Source organism: Hoeflea algicola, assembly GCF_026619415.1.
Classification (GTDB): Bacteria; Pseudomonadota; Alphaproteobacteria; order Rhizobiales; family Rhizobiaceae; genus Hoeflea; species Hoeflea algicola.
Window position 1 is genome coordinate 1,811,412 of sequence record NZ_JAOVZR010000001.1, and the last position, 13,834, is coordinate 1,825,245.

At 62.5% G+C, this 13,834-nt stretch carries 14 protein-coding genes; 9 read left to right on the plus strand and 5 right to left on the minus strand.

The window, feature by feature from the left end; genetic code table 11:
- The first annotated feature begins 68 nt into the window (after positions 1-68).
- Both OEG84_RS08935 and OEG84_RS08940 read left to right on the plus strand, forming a co-directional pair.
- Complete coding sequence (locus OEG84_RS08935; RefSeq protein ID WP_267653430.1) at positions 69-743, plus strand: hypothetical protein; 675 nt, start codon at positions 69-71, stop codon at positions 741-743.
- 213 nt (positions 744-956) lie between these two features.
- Positions 957-2,120 carry an NADH:flavin oxidoreductase/NADH oxidase gene (locus OEG84_RS08940; protein WP_267653431.1) on the plus strand — a complete coding sequence of 388 codons (1,164 nt, stop codon included), beginning with the start codon at positions 957-959 and terminating at the stop codon, positions 2,118-2,120.
- Positions 2,121-2,186: 66 nt separating this feature from the next.
- On the opposite strand, the gene OEG84_RS08945 is transcribed toward OEG84_RS08940, so the two are convergent.
- On the minus strand, positions 2,187-3,365 hold the full coding sequence (locus OEG84_RS08945; RefSeq protein WP_267653432.1) for a class I SAM-dependent methyltransferase: 1,179 nt from the start codon (positions 3,363-3,365) through the stop codon (positions 2,187-2,189).
- 205 nt (positions 3,366-3,570) lie between these two features.
- On the opposite strand from OEG84_RS08945, the gene ggt reads away from it, so the two are divergent.
- Both ggt and OEG84_RS08955 read left to right on the plus strand, forming a co-directional pair.
- Entirely contained in the window at positions 3,571-5,304 is a 1,734-nt protein-coding gene (ggt, locus tag OEG84_RS08950) for a gamma-glutamyltransferase (protein WP_267653433.1), read from the plus strand.
- Positions 5,305-5,443: 139 nt separating this feature from the next.
- Positions 5,444-5,797 carry a DMT family protein gene (locus OEG84_RS08955; RefSeq protein WP_267653434.1) on the plus strand — a complete coding sequence of 118 codons (354 nt, stop codon included), beginning with the start codon at positions 5,444-5,446 and terminating at the stop codon, positions 5,795-5,797.
- Positions 5,798-5,806: 9 nt separating this feature from the next.
- Here the strand turns inward: OEG84_RS08955 and OEG84_RS08960 are convergent, their stop codons facing one another.
- Complete coding sequence (locus OEG84_RS08960) at positions 5,807-6,307, minus strand: CreA family protein (protein ID WP_267653435.1); 501 nt, start codon at positions 6,305-6,307, stop codon at positions 5,807-5,809.
- A 151-nt stretch (positions 6,308-6,458) separates the two neighbouring features.
- Here OEG84_RS08960 and OEG84_RS08965 point away from each other — a divergent pair, with 151 nt between their 5' ends.
- From OEG84_RS08965 to OEG84_RS08980, 4 genes are all read left to right on the plus strand, one after another.
- A complete protein-coding gene (locus tag OEG84_RS08965; RefSeq protein WP_267653436.1) occupies positions 6,459-6,635 on the plus strand; it encodes a hypothetical protein in 177 nt (58 codons plus the stop codon).
- Between the two features lie 86 nt (positions 6,636-6,721).
- Positions 6,722-7,315: an SCO family protein gene (locus OEG84_RS08970; protein ID WP_267653437.1), complete on the plus strand. Its 594-nt coding sequence runs from the start codon at positions 6,722-6,724 to the stop codon at positions 7,313-7,315.
- A 191-nt stretch (positions 7,316-7,506) separates the two neighbouring features.
- Positions 7,507-9,381 carry a cation:proton antiporter gene (locus OEG84_RS08975; protein WP_267653438.1) on the plus strand — a complete coding sequence of 625 codons (1,875 nt, stop codon included), beginning with the start codon at positions 7,507-7,509 and terminating at the stop codon, positions 9,379-9,381.
- The gene (locus tag OEG84_RS08980; RefSeq protein ID WP_267653439.1) at positions 9,378-10,265 is read left to right on the plus strand and encodes a 50S ribosomal protein L11 methyltransferase; all 888 of its coding nucleotides are present in this window, start codon (positions 9,378-9,380) and stop codon (positions 10,263-10,265) included. The genes OEG84_RS08975 and OEG84_RS08980 overlap by 4 nt, the downstream gene beginning before the upstream one ends.
- A gap of 118 nt (positions 10,266-10,383) precedes the next feature.
- On the opposite strand, the gene OEG84_RS08985 is transcribed toward OEG84_RS08980, so the two are convergent.
- Positions 10,384-10,557: a hypothetical protein gene (locus OEG84_RS08985; protein WP_267653440.1), complete on the minus strand. Its 174-nt coding sequence runs from the start codon at positions 10,555-10,557 to the stop codon at positions 10,384-10,386.
- Between the two features lie 273 nt (positions 10,558-10,830).
- Between OEG84_RS08985 and OEG84_RS08990 the strand changes: the two genes are divergently transcribed.
- Positions 10,831-12,660, plus strand: a complete 1,830-nt coding sequence (locus OEG84_RS08990; RefSeq protein WP_267656132.1) for an aminopeptidase P family protein — start codon at positions 10,831-10,833, stop codon at positions 12,658-12,660.
- A gap of 60 nt (positions 12,661-12,720) precedes the next feature.
- Here the strand turns inward: OEG84_RS08990 and OEG84_RS08995 are convergent, their stop codons facing one another.
- A complete protein-coding gene (locus OEG84_RS08995; RefSeq protein ID WP_267653441.1) occupies positions 12,721-13,038 on the minus strand; it encodes an AzlD family protein in 318 nt (105 codons plus the stop codon).
- Positions 13,035-13,757, minus strand: a complete 723-nt coding sequence (locus tag OEG84_RS09000; RefSeq protein ID WP_267653442.1) for an AzlC family ABC transporter permease — start codon at positions 13,755-13,757, stop codon at positions 13,035-13,037. The genes OEG84_RS08995 and OEG84_RS09000 overlap by 4 nt, the downstream gene beginning before the upstream one ends.
- Positions 13,758-13,834: the final 77 nt, after the last annotated feature.

Below are 13,834 nucleotides of genomic sequence, written 5' to 3' on the forward strand. Positions count from 1 at the left end.
GGTGTGCTCGACAGGGGCCCAACAAGGCGGTGATTCCTCACCGTCGACAGCAAATCCGGGGGACCAACATGCTTGTCAAAATCCTGAGCGTCACAACACTGGCACTTTTCCTTGCGGCCTGTGGCGAAGACAACAGCGCCAACACCGAAACCGACCAGGCGCCAGCCGTCACGGAAGCCGACAAGCTGAGCGAGCAGGAAGCCGTCAAGGCGGCAGCCGAAGCGGCTGAAAAAGCCAAGGCCGAAGCCGCCGCCAAGGCCGATGAAGAGCTGCGTGCCAAGGCCGAAAACGAGGCCCGCATCAAGCTCGAGGCCGAGGACAAGGTCCGCGCCGAAATGGAAGCCGAGAAAAAGGCCGCCGCCAAGGCAGCGGAAGAAAAGGCAGCCCAGGCCGCCAACGCCACCGAGGCCGCCAAGGCCAAGGCCGAGGAAGAAGCCCGGATCAAACTGGAAAATGCCGAATATGAAAAGCTGCAGGCCGAAGACGCGCTGCGCGTGAAGGCTGAAACCGAGGCCCGTATCAAGCTTGAGGCCGAGCAGAAGGTTCGCGCCGAGCTGGAAGCAGAGAAGATGGCCGACGAAGAAGCTGCGGCAAAAGCAGCGGCAGACGCAGCCGCTGCCGCAGAAGAAGCCGCCCGGCCCAAGACCGAAGCCGAACTGAAGGCCGAGAAGGTTCAGAAAACCATCGAGGGTGTCGGCAACGCCGTTAACGCCATCGGCGAACTTATGGAAAAATCCAACTGATGTGATCCCGCCCTGCCGCCGCGGATTTGCGCGGCGGCGGGGGATTGGACAGGGAGCGTTCTCACCGCCTGACCGGCGTGGGGACGCTTCTTTCATTCTGACCTGCCAGATCCTGCAGGCCCACGCAAACCGATTGTGCATTTCCGGCAGCCATCGATTGCCCTTGGCCGCCGCGAGCGATAGCGTCCCGCAAAATCTACTAAAGGATTCCCGATGACCGTTTTGCCCCAGCTTTTCCAACCGCTTACGCTTCGCGGAATCACCACCCGCAATCGGGTGGTGATCTCTCCCATGTGCCAGTATTCAGCCCATGATGGACATCTGGACGATTGGCACACGGTCCATCTCGGCCGCTTTGCCATCGGCGGCGCCGGAATTGTTTTCACCGAGGCCACGGCAGTGCAGAAGCGCGGCCGCATCACCCATGGCTGCCCCGGCCTGTGGACCGACAGCCAGATTCCCGGTCATGCAAGGGTCGCCCAGTTTGCGCTGAGGCACGGCGCCATTCCAGCCATCCAGCTCGGTCACGCCGGCCGCAAGGGCGGCATGCAGCGCCCCTGGTTCGGCAATGGCCCGCTCAACGATGCCGACATTGCCCGCGGTGACATGCCCTGGACACCGGTCGGCCCCTCGGCCGTGCCGGTGGCCGATGGCTGGCCGGTGCCGCACGCGCTGTCGCAGGCCGACATCAACGAGCTGATTGACGATTATGCCACCGCCGCCGGTCGCGCGCTGGCCGCCGGCTACAAGATTGCCGAGATTCACGGCGCCCATGGCTACCTGGTGCACAGTTTCCTCTCGCCGCTTTCCAACAAGCGCACCGACCAATATGGCGGCAACCTGGCCGGTCGCATGCGGCTAGCGCTGGAGATTGCCGAGCGGGTGCGCGCGGTGTGGCCCGACGAGCTGCCGCTGTTCTTCCGAACCTCGGCTGTGGACGGCACACCGGAAGGCTGGTCGCTCGATGACACCGTGGTGCTGGCGGGCGAGCTCAAGCGCATCGGCGTCGACGTGATGGATTGTTCATCAAGCGGCATCGCCGGCGCTGCAACCGCCAGCGGTGGCCAGAAGCGCCAGCCCGGATTTCAGGTCGGGTATGCCGAACGGGTCAGGAAGGATGTTCAGATGACCACCATGGCCGTGGGCCTGATTACCCACCCGGAGCAGGCCGAGGCGATTTTGGCCGATGGCCGCGCCGATCTGATTGCCATCGGCCGCGAGGCGCTGGTCGATCCGAACTGGGCGCAGCATGCGGCGCGCACACTGGGACACGACACCGCGTTCGAAATCTGGCCGCAACAGGCAGGCTGGTGGCTGGCAGGCCGGCAGAAAACCTCGGATTTCTACGTGCCCAAGTGCGACGCTTCGGGGGCATAGACACCCGGTTCAAGAGGCGAATGCCAATGGAACCCGACAGGCGGCGGGTTCAGGCACGCTCCCGCGTCACAGCCCGAGCAGGCCTTCGAGATAATGCTGCTCGATGCCGAACATCGATTTGATCTCGGTGATCTGCTTGAGCACCGCGTCGCGGTCACGGCCCATCCGGCCGTCCTTTTCGGCGACAATCAGGTTGTTCTTCGGCGTGTGCGCGTCGGAAACAAACTCGAACACCTTTGTCTTGTAGCCGTTGAGCTCCAAGAGCAGCGCCCTGAGCGTATCGGTAACCATCTCGGCCTGGCGTTCGACGAAGATGCCGTGCCTGAGCAGCGGCTCGAGCCGCGCGTCGGGCTGGCCTGCTTCCATCTGCCGGCGGGTCTGCTTGTGGCAGCATGGCGCCACCGCAATCAGCGAGGCGCCGGCGCTGATGCCCTTGAAGATGGCGTCATCGGTGGCCGTGTCGCAGGCATGCAACGCGATCACCGCATCGGCGCCAGAGGCGTCAAAATCCATGATCGTGCCGGCTTGAAAGCTCAGCCCCTCAAAGCCTGATGCTTTTGCCGTGGCGTTGCCGTCGCTGACCAGTTGCGCGCGCATCTCGACGCCAATGATGCGGACCGGACGCTTGGCGATGGTGGTGAGATAATCATAGAGCGCGAAATCGAGATAGCCCTTGCCCGCGCCCATATCGACGATCAGCGGTCGTTCGGGTTTGATCGCGGCAATCAAGGGCGCAAAGATCTCGACCATCTTGTTGATCTGGCGGAACTTGTCCTGCGCGTCGTGGCGCACCGCGCCGTTCTTGCCGGCAATCCCGAGCGCCTTGAGCCAGGGCTTGTCAGTTTCGGTGAGCGGCCGGTTCTTGGCCCGGTTGTGATCGGTCGACGGCGCCTCGCGACCCTGCACTTCGGTGCGCTTGAGCCGCTGCTTCTGCCCATTGCGCTCGAACAGCATGTCGAATTCGGTGGTCGCCAGTTGCGCACTGCGAAACTCATGCTTCAGACCCTCGCGCAACAGCGCCAGCGCTTCGGGTTCCACGTAATTCTTGATCGTGTCGCGGGTCTTGTATTTGTAGGTGAAGGAGTACTTCTCCCCACCCTTGACCGCGATCTTCTTGACCTCGACCGACTTCAGTTCCGGCTCCGTGCCGTGATAGCCGCCAAGCTTGAGGCGGATCAGAGACCCGCTCTGGAACGCGTCTGTGGTGGCGGTCAACAACTCTTCGATACGGTCAGGGGCGTTCAAGGGCGTTCCTTCGGGGGCTATTATCAGCTGACGGGAAACTCATGCCCCGACCGGCTTCCTTCTACCCGCCCACCGCGAAGAAACAAACCGGCATTGTGAAATTCGCGAGCCCCGGAATTCTGTACCAAACAGACAATCCGGTCTAGGCTCACCGTATTGCCCTCGCATGACCTTGCCCAGCCGCCATTTTGAAAGGACCGCCCCGATGATCCGCCCGCTAACAGCCCTCGCCTCCGCCGCCATGATCGCGCTTGCCCCTGTTGCAGCCGTTGCGCAGGAAGCGGCGATCTTTTCCAGCATGGATGCGGTGCACCCGGTCTGGGCGAAATCCGCGATGGTCTCGGTGCAGGAGGCGTTGGCCTCTGAAGTCGGGTTGCAGGTACTCAAGGATGGCGGCAATGCGGTGGATGCCGGTGTCGCCGTGGCGCTGGCGCTGGCGGTTACCCTGCCCCGCGCCGGCAATCTCGGCGGTGGTGGCTTCATGCTGGTGCATGATGCGGAGAGCGGCGAGACAAAAGCCATCGACTACCGGGAGATGGCGCCCGCCAGCGCCACCCGCGACATGTATCTCGACGCCGACGGCAATGCCGACAGCAATCTGTCGCGGTTTCACGGTCTCGCCGTCGGCGTGCCCGGCACGGTGGCCGGCATGCAACTGGCGCTCGAAACCTATGGCAGCATGACGCTGGCCGAGGCCGCAGCCCCGGCGATCAGGCTGGCGGAGGACGGCATCACCGTTACCGCCGATTTGGCCGACAGTCTCAAGGGACTGGAAAAGCGGCTCAAGGCATGGCCGACTTCTGCTGCGATTTTCTACAAGGAGGACGGCAGCTTCTATGAGCCCGGCGACGTGATCAAACAGCCGGATCTGGCGGCGACGCTGAAGACAATCGCAATGGAAGGTCCGGACGGGTTTTACAAAGGCGAAGTGGCGGAAGCGATCGCCGCGTCGGTGCAGGAAGCTGGCGGCTCGATGACCGTTGAGGATCTGGCGAATTACAAGGCAATCATCCGCGAGCCGGTCAGCGGAACCTATCGCGGCCACGAGATTGTCTCGATGCCGCCGCCAAGCTCCGGCGGCACCCACATTATCCAGATCCTCAATGTGATGGAGGGCTATCCGGTCGGCTATCTCGGGCACAATTCATCCGACACCATCCATCTGATGGCGGAAGCGATGAAGCGCGCCTATGCCGACCGTTCGGAATATCTCGGCGACCCGGATTTTGCCGATGTGCCGGTCAAGGCCCTGACCTCGAAGGACTATGCGGCAAAGATCCGCGACGGCATCAGCCTCAACCGCGCCACGCCGTCCGCTTCGATCAAGCCCGGCAAGCTGGCGCCCTATGAGAGCGACCAGACCACGCATTTCTCCATCGTCGACAAGGATGGCAACGCGGTATCCAACACCTACACGCTGAATTTTTCCTATGGCTCGGGCATGACGGCGGCGGGCACCGGCGTGCTGCTCAACAACGAGATGGATGATTTTTCCGCCAAGCCGGGCGTGCCCAACGCCTATGGCCTGATCGGCGGCGACGCCAATGCGGTGGAGCCCGGCAAACGGCCGCTGTCCTCGATGAGCCCGACGATTGTGCTCAAGGATGGCAAGCCGTTCCTGGTCACCGGCAGCCCCGGCGGCTCGCGCATCATCACCACCACGCTGCAGGTGATCTCCAACATGATCGACCACGGCATGAACGTCGCCGAAGCCACCCACGCCGCCCGCATCCACCACCAATGGCTGCCCGACGAAATCCGCGTCGAGGATGGCGGGTTGAGCCGCGACACGGTGGCAGCACTTGAAGCCAAAGGCCACAAGATAGCGGTAAAGAGCGTGATGGGCTCGACCCAGTCGATCCATGTCGATGTAGAGAAGGGCCTGCTGCTGGGGGCATCGGACCCGCGCCGAACAGGCTCGGCGACGGTGGGGTATTGAGGGCGGTCTCTGTTCGAGAAGCCGTCAGATCTGGCAATCGGGCGAAAGAAACGGCGGGCGCGGAAACACGCTATTGACGAACGGGCCAAAATATCTGCAGTGATTTTCCGCATCGCATCCTGCGGTGGAGATCACTGCCATGAGTCTCTCGCCTTTCGCTGTCAAATGGCTACCAGTCCTGTTGCTGCTGGCTTCCAATGTCTTCATGACATTCGCCTGGTACGGTCACCTCAAATTCAAATCTTCACCGCTGTTGATCGTCATCGCCGCATCCTGGGGCATTGCATTCTTCGAATACTGCCTCGCTGTGCCCGCCAACCGCATCGGCCATGCGGTCTGGTCCGCAGCCGAACTCAAGACCATGCAGGAAGTGATCACCCTGATCGTTTTCGCCGGCTTCTCCGTCGTCATTTTAAAGGAGCCGCTTGGCTGGAACCATCTGGCCGGGTTCACGCTGATCGCTATCGGCGCCGCAGTGATCTTCAAGGCTTAGGGACGCCCCTTACGGCTTGCCGTTTTCCCAGGTCACGTCCTGACCGTAGAGCGGCACGGTGGAGATGTTCATCTTGGCCGAGCCGTCCTGGACCTGCTGCGAATTGACCAGGTAAATCAGCGTATCATTGGCCTTGTCGTAGATCCGGCGCACCACCAGCGATTTCCAGATCAGCGAGCGTGATTCCTTGAACACCACGTCGCCGTCCTCGTCGAGATCAATGTCCTTGATGGTGATCGGACCGGTCTGGCGGCAGGAGATCGAGGCGTTGGACGGATCCTCGAACCAGTTGCCCTTCTGCAGCCGGTCGATGACGCCACGGTCGAAATAGGCCACATGGCAGGTGACGCCGGCAACTTCCGGGTCGGTCACCGCATCGATCAGGATGTCATTGCCGAGCCAGTCGACGCCGACCTCGCCGACCTGTTCAGCCGCAGCGGGAGCCGCCAGCGACAGCGCGGCAAATAGACCCACCGACAGGGCAGTGAGGGGGCGTTGAATGAGGGTCATGGACAGTCTCCTTGCTCGGCAAACGCGCGGAAATGCTTCTGGTTCCGGTCCCGCGCAGGATGATTTCACTGGATCTGATATGGAGCCTGTCACGGACAATTGAAAGGGTTTGCTGCTTGGCATCAAGCGGGACGCGCGCTAGACAGGCGTCATGAGCACTGCACCCGTACACCCGCACAGGAGCCTCGTGCCCCGCCGCTTGATTATCGGCGCGCTGGTGCTGTTGATTGCTGCCGTGCTGACCGGATTTGCCTTTGCCGGCTGGACTGCCAACGGGGCGGCGCTCTATCACGCGCTCAGCGCCAACGGACTGGCCTGGTGCCTCTGATCGACTGAAACTGACCGGACCTGCCGCCCGACACCGCACGGGATTGCAGCTGCCGGACCCCATAACCCAGGAATGAGAGCCGAGACATGAAGACCTTCCGCATCGTAATATGGGTTCTGGTTGCCGCTGTCGCGGTGGCGTTGGGGTGGCTCACCTATGAATGGCAGGTAAGCCAGACAGAAACCGCCGCCAAACCCTATGGCGTGCCATTCGAGCTCGTCGACCAGAACGGCGCGCCGATCACCCAAGCCGCGTTTCAAGGCCGGCCCACGGCACTGTTCTTCGGCTTTACCCATTGCCCGGAAGTCTGCCCGACGACGCTGTTCGAACTCGATGGCTGGCTCAAGCAGGTCGATCCCGATGGCGACAAGATCGGCGCCTATTTCATCACCGTCGACCCGGAACGCGACCCGCCGGAACTGCTTGGCGACTATGTGTCGAGCGTGACCGACCGGGTAATCGGCATTTCCGGCGCGCCCGAAAAGATCGCCGAGGTGATCAAGGGCTTCAACATCTATGCCAAGAAGGTGCCGGTGGATGCGGCCGATCCAGCAGGCGATTACACCATGGATCACACTGCCTCGGTGTTCCTGCTTGATGCCCAGGGCCGCTTCAAGAGCACCATTGCCTGGGGCGAAAATCCCGACAATGCTGTGGCCAAGCTCAAAAATCTTCTATAAAGGCAACCGCCGCGGCAGATTTGCCGTAACAGACAACAGCGCAGTGCATCCGACTGGGTGCGCGGCGCTGTAGCTGTTTGATTGATGCATGTCGGTTGTCGTTTTAATGAAACCATTTGATCGCAACATGCATTAGAAGCATCATAACACCGTGCGGCCGGGCAACCCGGCACGCCACGACGGGAGCCGGCATGGACGACATCGTTCTCAAACTCGCCGTGATCGGCGCCGCCGGCATCGTCGCGCAATGGTGCGCCTGGCGGCTGCAATTGCCGGCCATCGTGCTGCTGCTGGCCGCCGGATTCATCGCCGGCCCGGCCACCGGCTTTTTGGACCCGGCAGCCGATTTCGGCGACATCTACCGGCCGATGGTATCGATTGCCGTGGCCATCATCCTGTTTGAAGGCGGACTGACCCTCAATGTCAGGGAAATCCGCGAAACCTCCACCGCAGTACGGCGCATCATCATGTATGCCGGACCGTTGACCTGGGTGATGGCCGCCTATGCCGCTCATCATATCGGCGGATTGAGCTGGCCAACGGCGATCGTGCTCGGCGCCATTCTGGTGGTCACTGGACCTACGGTGATCATGCCGCTGTTGCGCCAGGCCCAGCTCGACGCCCGCCCTGCCTCGTTGTTGCGCTGGGAGGCGATCGTCAACGATCCGATCGGCGCACTGTTTGCCGTAGTTGCCTTTGAAGGCATCCTGGTTTTCATCGGGCTGCACGAAGCCGACAACCTGGTGATGCTGGTGGTGTTCGGCTTTTCGCTGTCGATTGGCGTCGGCTGGTTTGCGGCCAAGGCGGTGGTCTGGTCCTTCATCCGCGGCCATGTGCCCGAATATCTCAAGGCGCCAGTGCTGCTGGCCGTCATCATCCTGTCCTATGCGCTGACCAACATGGTGCTCGAGGAAGCCGGGCTTCTGACCGTCACCATCATGGGCGTGGTGATGGCCAACAGCCGCATCGCCTCGCTCACCGATATGCGCCGCTTCAAGGAAACCATCACTACCTTGCTGGTGTCGGGCGTGTTCATCATCCTCACCGCTTCGCTGAGCATGGCCGACATCAAGTCGCTCGACTGGAGCGCGGCGCTGTTTGTGGCGACATTGCTGTTCATCATACGCCCGGTGGCGATCATGATCGCCACGATCCGCTCCGGCGCCACCATCCAGGAACGCATCCTGACCTCGTGGATTGCCCCGCGCGGTGTCGTCGCCGTGGCCGTGTCCGGCCTGTTCGGCACATTGCTGGCCGATGTCGGCGTCGAGGATGCCGGCCGGATGGTGGCCTTCACCTTTGCTGTTGTCGTCACCACCATCGTGCTGCACGGCTTCACCCTGGCGCCGCTGGCGGCCTTCCTCAAGCTCAAGAAGACATCCCAGCCCGGCGTCCTGATCGTCGGCGGCTCACGCTGGTCGACGGCCCTTGCCGCCAAGCTCAACGAGGCGGAAGTGCCGGTGATGCTGGCGGACCAGAACTGGAACCATTTGGCCGAAGCTCGGCTTGCCAACATTCCAGTTTATTTTGGCGAAGTACTGTCGGAAACGGCCCACCACGCGATCGACCCGAAACGCTTTTCCACACTGATCGCGGCGGGCGACAACGATGCCTACAATGCACTGGTCTGCACCGATTTCGGCCCGGAACTCGGCCGCGACCGGGTGTTTCAGATCGGCCGTATCGACGACAAGGCACGCCAGGCGCTGAGCTTCACCCTGGGTGGCCGCTCGTTGACCAAGGAAACCGTGAGCTTCCTCGATCTACGCGAAAAGCTGCTCAAGGGCTGGACCTTTCAGCTAACCCGCCTGACCGACGAGTTCGGCTGGGAAGCCTATCAGGCGGCCCGCACCGAAGGCGCCATGGTGCTGTTGTGGATCAAGCCCTCGGGCGCGCTGGTGTTTGCGTCAACGACGACGAACTCACCCGGCGCCAATGACCGGATCTTGAGTTTTGCCCTGCCGCGTGACGGCTCCAAGGCCGAGGCGGCAAGCAAGACCGCGCGCAAGGCAGAAATGACCGCCGCGGCCAAGACCTCCAGCGACGAAGGAAACAACCGTTCGTGAGCGACCATCGTTTTTACATCGTCACCGACGAGGCCGGCGCCGCCCGCGCGCTTGATCTTCTGAGCGACCTGTTCGAGGACGGATTTGTGCCGATCGCCACCATGGAGGTCGACGAGGCAAACGGGATCTGGGAGGCTTCGGCCTACCAGACCGGCGACCCTGACGAAGCGCTCAAGGCGCAGATCGCCGCCTGTCTACAAGCAGATTTCCCCGGCGTTGAGATTCAGACCGAACTGTTTGGCGATGTCGACTGGATCGCCAAATCGCTTGAGGGGCTCAAGCCGGTGCGTGCCGGACGGTTCCTGGTTCATGGCGGCCATGACCGCGACATGGTCCGCCCGCACGATCTGGCGATCGAGCTGGAAGCAGGCCAGGCCTTCGGCACCGGCCACCACGGCACCACCGCGGGCTGCCTGGAAATGATTGAAAAGGTGATGCGCGCAGGCCCCGGTGGCCCCGCCTGGTTCAATCCGGTGCTGGATCTGGGCACCGGCTCCGGCGTGCTGGCCATTGCCGCTGCCCAGCTCGGTCCGGTGCGGGTGCTGGCCACCGATATCGACCCGGTGGCAACACGCGTGGCCCGCGCCAATGTGCGCCACAACCACCGCACCGCGCAGATCGATTGCCTCACCGCGCCGGGCTTTCACGCCACCGCCTTTGCCGATGCCAGTCCGTTCCGGCTGATCATCGCCAACATCCTGGCCCGGCCGCTGATGCGCATGGCACCCGAGATCAAGCGGCACTTAGCGCCCGGCGGTTCGGTGATCCTGTCGGGGATTCTGGCCAGCCAGCGCTGGCAGGTGCTCGCCGCCTATAACGGCCAGGGCCTGCACCATGTCGAGACCCTGTGGCGCAATGGCTGGGTGACGATCCATCTGAAATAAGCGTCGGTCACTGCCAACGCAGTGGACACACCAGTGCGCAAATACGAGCAACAAAAAACGCCCCCCGAAGGAGCCGTTGCTGTCTATTGCGACTGTACTGGTTCAGTCTGCATGAAGCCTAGAACAGGTAGGCCTGCGAGCCTTCGCGACGAATTTCGTCGCGGGTGCGACCGAGCGCTGCAAGCTGATCGTCATCCATCGTCAACAGCGAACCATTGACGTAGCGGCGAACCTGAAGTTCGCGGGCGGCGACAAGGCGGTTGAAGGCATTCTGGAAGAATTTGCTGGACATTTGCATGTTCCTTTTGGTCGAGTGAAACTTCACTCCTCCTGTGTTTTGAAGATAAGGATTCCTGCGCGAATGTGCAGACCAGAGTTTGCACGGGAGCTATGCGGTGGTCGCATGAGTTGCGCGCGACCAATGCAACATGCGCATGAATTAGGCATTTTTGCTTGCCGCCCGAATATTTGGCTGGACGGTCGGGAGAAATTGCATTCGGGGATCTGCCAAATTCCCCGCGCCTTGCTATAACGGCGTCATCAACAGACCCTCGGGACCTCCATGATGTTTCAAAATTTCGACGTGCTCTCCTCGCCCGATCAGGCGGCAAGCCGCATAGCCAGCCTGCGTGCCAACCTGAAGGCTTCCGGCATCGACGCCGTGGCGGTGCCGCGCTCGGACGAGTATCTGGGTGAATATGTGCCGGCTTGCGCCGAACGGCTGGCCTGGCTGACCGGCTTTACCGGTTCCGCCGGGCTGGTGCTGGTGCTCAAGGAGCAGGCGCACATCTTTGTCGATGGCCGTTACGCCGCCCAGGTACGGGCCCAGACCGACGCCGCGACTTTTACCTATCAGGACCTGATCGCCACGCCGCTGGCGCACCACCTCACCCACTCGGGCCTCAAGGGACTCAGGCTCGGCATCGATCCCTGGACTTGGCCCACCGCCGATGTCGAGAAGCTCGAGGCAGCGCTCGACAGTCTCGGTGGCAAGCTGGTGCTGCTTGAGCGCAACCCGGTGGACGCGATCTGGCAGGACCGGCCGCAGCCGCCGCTGGGCACGGTGACGATCCAGCCGCTCGATTATGCCGGCAGGCCCGCGCGCGACAAGCTGGCAATGATCGCCGAGGCCGCAAGCGACGGCGGCGCTGACGCGGTGATCCTGGCCGACCCGTCCTCGGTTGCCTGGAGCTTCAACATTCGCGGCGAAGACCTGCCCTCGACACCGCACCCGCTGTCGCGCGCCATCATCCCTGCCAATGGCCGGCCGCAATTGTTTATCGACAAGCGCAAGACCGGGATTGAGGCCGAAGCCTATCTGACGCAGCTCGCCGATCTCAATCCACCGTCACGCTTTGACGAGGCGTTGACGGCGCTGGGCCGTAGCGGTGGCAAGATCATGGTTGACCCGGCCGTGGCCTCGCATGCCATCCCGATGCTGATCAAGGCTGCGGGCGGAACCGTGCTGACGGCGACCGACCCCGCCCGCCTGCCGCGCGCCACCAAGAATGCCGCCGAAATTGCCGGCAGCGCTGCCGTACACCGTCAGGACGGCGCCGCGATGGTCCGGTTTCTGGCCTGGCTCGACGATCAACAACCAGGCAGTCTCGATGAGATCGGCGCGGCTCGTCAGCTCGAACAGTTTCGCCGCGACACCGGCGAAGCCATGCAGATGCCGCTCAAGGCGCTGTCCTTCGACACCATTTCCGGCGCCGGGCCAAATGCGGCGATCATGCATTACCGGGTCAACACCCAGACCAACCGCCGGGTTGAATCCGGAGAAATGCTGCTGATTGATTCGGGCGGGCAATATGTCGGCGGCACCACCGACATCACCCGCACCATTGCCGTGGGCGACGTGCCCGAGGAGCAGAAGCGGTTCTTCACGCTGGTGCTCAAGGGCATGATCGCCATCAGCCTGCTGCGCTTCCCGCAAGGCACCCGCGGCCTGGACATCGACGCCTTTGCCCGGATTGCGCTGTGGAAGGCCGGCGCCGATTTCGCCCATGGCACCGGCCATGGCGTCGGCAGCTATCTTTCGGTTCACGAAGGCCCGCAGACGATTTCACGGCGCGGCGTGCAGGAACTGCTGCCCGGCATGATCGTTTCCAACGAACCGGGCTACTATCGTGACGGCGGGTTCGGCATTCGCATCGAGAACCTGGTCACCGTGCATCCGCCGCGCGACATTCCCGGCGGCGACAAGCCAATGCTCGGGTTTGACACGCTGACGCTGTGCCCGATCGACCAGCGGCTGATCCTCAAGGACTTGCTGGATCAGGTCGAGCGGGAGTGGCTCGATGCCTATCACGCCCGGGTGCGCGAAGAACTCTCGCCGCTGTTGTCGGGTGACACGGCATTGACGTGGTTGGGGGCAGCGACGGAGCCGCTGTAAACTACGGGGGATCGCGGATACAAAGGGGACTGGGAAAAAACAGCCGGTCGCCTTTGGCCTTTACAGCCCCGCAGCCCTGAGCGCCACGATCAGCGCCCAGCCGATGCCGAACATGGCCATCATCGGGATACGCAGGCCGATCACCAGGCAGATCCCCAGTGTCAGTGCTTCGGCCGGGCCGTTGAACACGGCTGCCGGCGCCACCAGGGTGGTCAGCACTGCGGCGGGAACGGCGTTGAGCGCGGCCTCGACCCGCGGCGGAATCCGTTTGACCCGCGACAGTACCAGATGCCCGCCCACCCGCGTCGCATAGGTGACCAGCGCACCGGCGATGATGATCCAGATATTGACCGATACGCCGAGAAAATCATTGCTCATAATGGCGCCTCCGCCGCGTCAGCCACCGGATCGTCGGGCTTGAGCGGCAGCAGCACGGCAACGCAGACGCCGACCAGCGCACCGAGGCTGACATGCCAAGGCGAGCCGACCAGCCAGTAAGCCAGTATCGACCCGAGACCCGAGGCAATGACCACCGGCAGCCAGTTGGCGCGCTTGCGAAATCCCAGCACCAGGCCGAGGAAATAGATCGACAGCACGAAATCCAGGCCAATGGCTTCGGGATGAGCGATCAGATTGCCAAACAGTGCGCCGGCCCACGCCTCCAGCACCCAGAAGATGTAGATCGGCACAGCCAACCCCATATACCAGGCGAAGGTCAGCGGCTTGCCGACCTCATAACGGGTCTCGGCGGCTGCAAACTGCGGATCAACCAGAAAGAAGAACGCGACAGCCTTGCGCCATCCCGGGATCAGATCCATCTTGCGCCCCAGCGCTGCCGAATAGAGTACATGGCGGAAATTGACAGCAAACACCGAAAAAACGACCAGCCAGGGGGCCACATGGGCGCCGAACAGCTCGATGCCGACCATCTGGCTGGCGCCAGCATAGAGCATGGCGCTCATCAGCACCGCTTCGCCAATGCTCAGGCCGTTATCCACGGCGAGCGCGCCAAACAGCAGGCCGAAGGGCGCTGCGGAAGCAACGATCGGCAGGCTGTCACGCGCACCGTGCCAGAAATGTCGTCGGGAAGTGGTCATCAGGGCTCCAAATGCAGGCCCGATCGGTAGGTCAGCATTACTGACCTGTCAATTCAATAGCATTGATGTTGAGATGA